General features: G+C 52.3%; 5 protein-coding genes. 3 read left to right on the forward strand and 2 right to left on the reverse strand.

The features are described from left to right. Nucleotides 1-263: 263 nt before the first annotated feature. Nucleotides 264-2393: an RNA-binding transcriptional accessory protein gene (locus tag HY913_14475; protein ID MBI4964480.1), complete on the reverse strand. Its 2130-nt coding sequence runs from the start codon at nt 2391-2393 to the stop codon at nt 264-266. A gap of 199 nt (nt 2394-2592) precedes the next feature. Between HY913_14475 and HY913_14480 the strand changes: the two genes are divergently transcribed. From HY913_14480 to HY913_14490, 3 genes are all read left to right on the forward strand, one after another. Beyond that, a complete protein-coding gene (locus tag HY913_14480) occupies nt 2593-4032 on the forward strand; it encodes an amidase (protein MBI4964481.1) in 1440 nt (479 codons plus the stop codon). Between the two features lie 160 nt (nt 4033-4192). Further along, nucleotides 4193-5299, forward strand: a complete 1107-nt coding sequence (locus tag HY913_14485; GenBank protein ID MBI4964482.1) for a class I SAM-dependent methyltransferase — start codon at nt 4193-4195, stop codon at nt 5297-5299. Nucleotides 5300-5782: 483 nt separating this feature from the next. Continuing rightward, on the forward strand, nt 5783-7054 hold the full coding sequence (locus tag HY913_14490; GenBank protein ID MBI4964483.1) for a B12-binding domain-containing radical SAM protein: 1272 nt from the start codon (nt 5783-5785) through the stop codon (nt 7052-7054). Nucleotides 7055-7171: 117 nt separating this feature from the next. Here HY913_14490 and HY913_14495 read toward each other — a convergent pair. Next, nucleotides 7172-7308, reverse strand: a 137-nt coding sequence (locus HY913_14495) for a transposase (GenBank protein MBI4964484.1), incomplete at its 5' end; no start/stop codon positions are given.

Here is a 7308-nt window from a genome sequence, read left to right on the forward strand (position 1 = left end):
ATAATCAATCTGGTCTTCAGATCGTATCTACGGGGCCTACTTTTCAAGAGCGTTATAACGCCCGTCGTTCCCGCGAAGGCGGGAACCCAGGAAATCCCGCGAGACGCGGGACTGGATTCCTGCCTCCGCAGGAATGACGGAATGGAGTGCTTGCCAATCGGACAAAAATTATGGCAACCGCTATACCTTCAAGGCCTCTCCCCCGTTTCTCACTTTGCACCGATGTCTTCCCCGCGGGCTAACATGTCTCCCGTGCTGTGTCTTCAACGCATAGACAGGGAAATGCGTTTACGGGGAATGTCCACTTCCAACACGGTTACGGTGACTTTTTGCTGCGGTTTCACCACTTCCGCAGGGTCGTTAACAAAACGATCCGCCAGCTGGCTTATGTGAACCAGTCCGTCCTGATGCACCCCGATATCCACAAATGCTCCGAACTTTGTCACGTTGGTGACGATTCCGGGCACCCTCATGCCTGGTTTCACATCTTCGATGGAATTCACCTGCTCCGCGAAACTGAAGGGTTCAAATTCTTCCCGAGGGTCTCGGCCCGGTTTTGCCAATTCTGCCATGATGTCCCTGAGCGTCGGCAGCCCCGCTTCTTCGCTGATAAAATCCTCCAGGCGCACTTTATTGCGCAGCTCCTCTTTTTCTATGAGATCTTTCACTGAGCACCCCAGTTGTCGTGCGAATCGCTCGACTATCGGGTAACTTTCGGGGTGTACTGCGCTTGCATCAAGAGGGTTCCGGCCACCCCTTATACGCAGGAATCCCGCGGCCTGTTCAAACGCTTTTGGTCCCAGCCGGGGAACATCGAGAAGTTCTTTTCGAGACCGGAATGGACCGTTGGCGCCTCGTTGCGAGACAATGTTTTTAGCCAGGGTGGGACCCAATCCCGATATATAGGTGAGAAGCTCTGTGCTGGCGCTATTCACCTCAACTCCCACCCGATTCACGCAGGTTGTCACCACATCGTCCAGACTCCGCTTGAGAGCTGCCTGATCCACATCGTGCTGGTACTGGCCGACCCCTATGGATTTGGGATCTATCTTTATCAACTCGGCAAGGGGGTCCTGCAGGCGACGCCCTATGGATACCGCCCCGCGCACGGTGACATCCTGGTCGGGGAATTCTTCCCTGGCAGCTTTAGAAGCTGAGTATATCGAAGCCCCGCTCTCGTTTACCATGACCACCGTAATGGATTTAGGCAGGCCGAGGGAGCGTATGAATGTCTCGGTTTCGCGACCGCCGGTGCCGTTTCCCACTGCGATGGCCTCGATTTCGAAACTGCGGCACAGTTCCTTCACTGTGGCAGCGGATTGTTCTGCCATTTTTTGAGACTGAGTTGGATAAATGGTGTCATGGTGAAGCAGCTTCCCCTGAGAATCGAGACAGACCAGTTTTGCTCCCGTACGGAAGCCCGGATCAAGGGCAAGTACTCGTTTCCGGCCCAGGGGAGCCGATAGAAGTAATTCACGGAGGTTTTCCGCAAAGACTCGGATGGCTTCTTCGTCAGCCCTCTTCTTGGCCTCTTGACGAGTTTCCGTCTCCATGGAGGGGGCGAGCAGTCGTTTGTATCCGTCCTCCAGCGCCAGCTCCACCTGTCGTGCCGCATCGTTGCGTGCTTTGATGACAAGCCTTTTGAGCAGGCCCAGAGCTTCCTCTTCGGGCGGGCGGATCTGAAGCGAAATCACACCGTCCTTTTCTCCTCGAAACATGGCTAGCAGACGATGTCCGGGCGTTGAGGATATTTTCTCGCAGTAGTCGAAGTAATCCCGGAACTTTGTTGCCTCACTCTCTTTTCCTGCAATGACCTTAGAGCGTACCAATCCTTTTTCAAAAAACAGCATGCGGGCCGCCGAGCGCGCTCTCGATTCCTCGTTAATCTTTTCCGCGATGATGTCGCGGGCCCCTGCAAGAGCATCTTCCGCTGATTCCACTCCCTTGTTGAGGTCAACGAAACGCAGCGCCTCACTTGCCACATCAATAGGGCCCTGCTCGAACAATTTGTCCGCGAGCCCATCGAGCCCACGCTCTCGAGCTATAGTGGCCCTTGTCCGGCGCTTCGGCCGATATGGCAGGTAGACATCTTCCAGTTCCGCCATGGAATCCGCCGCGGTGACGGCCTGCTTGAGATCCTCCGTGAGAAGCTCACGCTCCTCCAGAGACTTCAGTACCGCCTCGCGGCGCTTTTCAAGCACAGCTAATTGTTCCAGGCGATCGCGGATCGTTGCCGTATGTACTTCGTCCAGGGACCCCGTGGCCTCTTTACGGTACCGCGCAATAAAAGGCACGGTGCAGCCTTCTTCCAGGAGTTTAGCGGCTGCTCGTACCTGGTTAACCTGGATCCCTAATTCATTTGCAATTCGTTTTGCGTGTTTTTCATCAACCATGGACTACTCCGAGCGTACTGACCTGCCCCCAATTATGTACCACTTGTTAAGTTAGTGCTATAGTAGCAAAGCGGCGCCCTCGGGGGCGAGGTGATCTTTGATCAAGCGATAGTTTGTTCGGAAATCATCGTAATTACCGGACAGCGAACCAGTTCGGAATGATAAAGACGGAAAATCGACCAAGAACAAGGAGTAAACTATGGCCAATTTCGATGAGATAGCCTTTCTAGACGCAACAACACAGGCCGAGTTGGTCCGCAACAAGGAGATCGCCCCGGCAGAGCTGGTGGAAGCGGCCATTGAAAGAATTGAGCGGCTGAATCCAAGCCTCAACGCGGTAATCACACCCATGTACGATCAGGCCCGACAAAGGGCTACGGGTCCGATTCCGGTAGGGCCGTTTTCCGGGGTCCCATTCCTTATGAAGGATATAATAGCCTTTTGCGAGGGCGTGAGAATGGCCATGGGGACCCCTCTGTTATGCGGTTTCGTGCCGGACCATGACAGCGAGCTGACCCTGAGGTTCAAGAAGGCTGGGTTGATTGCACTTGGAAAGACCAACACGCCCGAATTCGGCCTTCTCCCCACCACCGAGCCGGTTGCCTTCGGCCCAACCAGGAATCCGTGGGACACTGAGAGGACCACCGGGGGATCGTCGGGCGGTTCCGCTGCGGCTGTGGCATCCGGAATGGTTCCTATGGCCCATGCCAACGACGGTGGAGGGTCGATCCGGATTCCGGCTTCCTGCTGCGGGGTTTTCGGCCTAAAGCCCACACGAGCGCGCAATCCATTGGGCCCGGATTTTGGGGACATACTATCCGGCCTGGTTTGCGAGCACGCTGTGACCCGCTCGGTAAGGGACAGCGCGGCCCTTCTGGATGCTACCGCCGGGCCTGATATAGGCGATCCGTACTGCGCACCTCTTCCCCGGCGCCCTTTTCTCGAAGAAGTTGGCGCAGACCCCGGCCGGCTCAGGATTGCTCTTTCCTCGGATTTCCCCTTCGGGCGCCCGCCGCATGAAGACTGCATGACTGCGATAAAGGAGACCGCGGCCCTTTGCGAGAGCCTGGGACACGTGGTTGAGGAAGCAGCCCCCTCCATGACTCGTAACTCCGCGGAGGAAACCGGCGCTTTTATAGCCATATGGGCAGCAGGATGCGCGGCCACCGTCGACACCATAGCCGCTATTGGAAACATCACTCCGACTGAGCAAATGTTCGAGCCCCTTACCTTTGCCATTTACCAACAGGGCCGTGAGATCAGCGCATCCCGGTACCTTCGCGCTGTGACCACCCTCCAAAGGCTTACCAGAGACATGGCCAGGTTCTTTGCAGACTATGACGTCATGCTCACGCCCGTCCTCGCGGAGCCGCCCGTGCCTCTTGGCACATTTGACGCTCCGAAGGACAACCCCATGAAGGCATGGGAGCGTGTAGTCGCCTTCGCGCCGTACACTGCGTTGTTCAATGCCACCGGCCAGCCCGCGATGTCCGTGCCGCTTTTCTGGAACAAGGATGGCCTTCCAATAGGCTCCCACTTTGTAGGCCGGTTCGGCGATGAACCGACCCTTTTTCGCCTTGCGGCCCAGCTTGAACAGGCCCGCCCTTGGGCAAGCCGCCGCCCGCGCGTCTTCGCTTGAGGGAGTTTCTACTGACAACCGGCTAAGAGGAATTCCGCTAGCGGAAGACTAGATGGCCGACCCAAACAATCCGGTCGCCACGGAGAGGGTTTCAACTAAGAAATTCGCCTGAAGCAGCAATCGTAGTGGCGGCTTTGATCAATTCAAGGAGGAAATCGGTATGACCCCAAGCCTGATCACATGCCCCGTTTGCGGCTATGCCGATTCAACATCCTTGGGGAAACGTTCGGATTTCTATTCTGCCGAACAACTGCCTAGAGATCTGAAACCCTATGTGGAAGACGTGGACCTATTGGTAGACAGAGAAATCCGCAAATGCTCTATCTGCGGGTTCCAGTTCGTTAGTCCTCCTTACGGGGAACGAGAGTTAGCTGCACTCTATAATTTCCACGGTTTCGCCCGCTTCAACGAAGTTTTCAGTCCTGTACGAGATTTTGAGAGTTCGGCCGGGCGAGCGTTCCTTGATTACCGAAAAGAGAAACATACTTCGCTGGGTGTTTTGGCGTGGCGCGAAGTTTTTGAAAAGACCCACAAAAGGAAACCTCGATTCTTGGACGTAGGCTGTGGTCGAGGCCAACATCTGGTAGTCTACAGCGAAATGGGCTTCCAAGTCTCTGGGATCGATGTAAGCCATATTCAGATTGAATGGATTAAAGATAGGCTGGATTTTGATGTCAGGCAGGGCACGATTGACGATTTGGGCCTTGAGGAGCGATTCGATTGTATTCTTGTCGGCCACGTAATCGAGCATGTCCAATCCCCTACCGCTTTCATGAGACGGTTGGCGAGCTTATTGGAGTCCGACGGCATATTAATAATCGAAACTCCGGTACTGTGGGACTGGGGAGTCACGGAACAGAGATATCGTGACATATATCATACACAGTTCTTCGATCATTTCACCCTGGTATTGTTGGCAGCAAGGCATGGTATGAGACTGCAAAATTCGATCAATATAACCCGTCGAGATGATCTGCGGTCTGATGTTTATTTGTTGGCTTCGTTCATTCAGGACGAATCTTTGACATCAGAGTCTTTATCACGCAGTCACATAGCAAACCTTAGAGCAGCTTATGATGCTATGTTCAAAGACTTTCGAGTGTGGGGTCGGTATTACATACAAAACGACGGCCACCGCGAACGCAGCCTCCCGATTAGGGCATGGAAATTTTGGCGTTCCCATGGTTTCATAGCCACAGTGAAAGGAACTTTTGAATTCCTGAGACAACGTATCGTGGATAGAACAACAGCCGGGACAGAAGGCTAGACTTACATTCCGCGTTTTTTTCTGAGGGTTTTGTGCGAAAGAAAGAGGTCAACTCTGCTCTTGGCTCATAACTCAGACTCGTCACGTCGAAAGGTAGCTTGACATGGGACAAGAAGAGTAGATGACCCCTATTTTATTCTACTGACCCTGCATGCTGACAAGATTCAGAATGTCACGCCGATCCCGCAGCCATTCGAGGTGTTACTTCTTTACTAATTCTGTCCATGAGCTTTGAGTCCTCGGCAACTTCAAGATCATAGTGCGTCTGGAGGTTCATCCAAAACTCCACCGAGGTCCCAAAATGCCGCGACACTTGGCCCGATGCTGCCTTGCTGTGTTCGGGTAAGGGCCAGTGAGAGCATTTTGATTGCCCGGGTAGGCAGCGGTGAGGTATCCTCAGCAAAGGGCAAGAAGAGGCAAACGACTGCTTACGGTAGAAAAGCAGCCAAGAACCCTACGAATATATTGGTTAATGCCAAGTATATGAAAAAGCGAATTTTACTCCTGACCCCGGAGAGTCGGGAAATTCACGCTTATCGTAAAAAACAGTTCAACAACTTCGTTCAAATCACTATGCCATATCTGGCAGGTTTTATTGATGAAACCAATTATGACATTACCCTTGTCGATGAATATAATCAAACTATTCCCTACGGGCAAGAATTTGATTTAGTGGCGATCACGGTCAATACACCCAATGCCGGCCATTGTTATGAAATCTCCCGGAGGTTTAGGCGACGCGGAGTAAAGGTTGTGATGGGCGGCCCACACGTAGCGCTCATGGCAGACGAAGCTAAACAATATTGCGACTACCTTATTGTCGGAGAGGCTGAGGAGACTTGGCCGCAATTCCTTGAAGCTTTCTATCATGGAAATGCAAACCCGCTCTACACCTGCGAACACCCACCGGCTTTACAAGGCCTCCCCATTGCACGAAGAGATTTGATAAGACGGCGGAGGTTTACAAAAGGGGCTGTTTTTGCCACACGGGGCTGTCCTTACAACTGCCGCTATTGCAATCTCAAACAGATTTATTGTCCTTCTTTCAGAATGCGGCCAATTCATGAGGTGATTGAAGATATCACGACCATTGACCAAAGCTATTTTGTCTTCTGGGACGATAACTTTTTTGGAAATATCGATTATGCCAAACAATTGATGCACAAACTCAAACCGCTAGGGAAGAAATGGGCGGCTCAGGTGACCATCGACCGGTGTCAGGATGAGGAGCTACTCGGCCTTGTGAAGGAGGCGGGCTGTCTTTATTTGTTTATTGGTTTAGAGTCGTTTTCAGCGGAAAGTCTTGCCAGCGTCAATAAAGAGAGCAACAACGTGGTCAGATATGGACGCACAATCGAATTAATCCATACATACGGTATATCTGTCTGGGCCGGCATCATTTTCGGATTTGACACGGATTATCGAGAAGTATTCCAGGACGCATTGAAAGCCTGCGAACTATTAGGCATTGACGGGGTGACTCCAAGCATCTTAACTCCGCTACCTGGAACGCCAATTTTTGAGGAGTGGAAAGAAGACGGCAGATTACCGTATTCGGATTGGGCCTATTACAACGGGAAAACGCGAGTCTCTTTTCAACCGAAGCATATGACGGCTGAGGAACTATACGACGGTTACATGTGGTTCCGAAAGAATATCTATTCGTTTCGTTCAATTATGAGGAGACTTCTCGTTTCAAGGACTAATGTGATCCATAATCTTATTATTAACCTGGGCTATAAGTTGTCAGTATAAATGGGGAATAGAACTTGAGTGGATTACGAACGAAGGACATTTGATATGCAGGCTGGTACTCAGCAAGGATGCAAGTCATCGGGAAGGGGTCAGGTCTCCTCTTGGCTCATGCCTGGCTCATCCGACAAGTGCGTACTTTGTCAGATGTAGTGCATAGATTTTGAGGACGAAGAATTCACGGTCACGGAATCCATAAGCTTGTCTTTGCAGTGTTTTGATTTTGTTGTTGGTTGCCTCCAATGGGCCTGTGGATA

It is taken from the genome of Desulfomonile tiedjei, assembly GCA_016212925.1.
GTDB lineage: Bacteria > Desulfobacterota > Desulfomonilia > Desulfomonilales > Desulfomonilaceae > JACRDF01.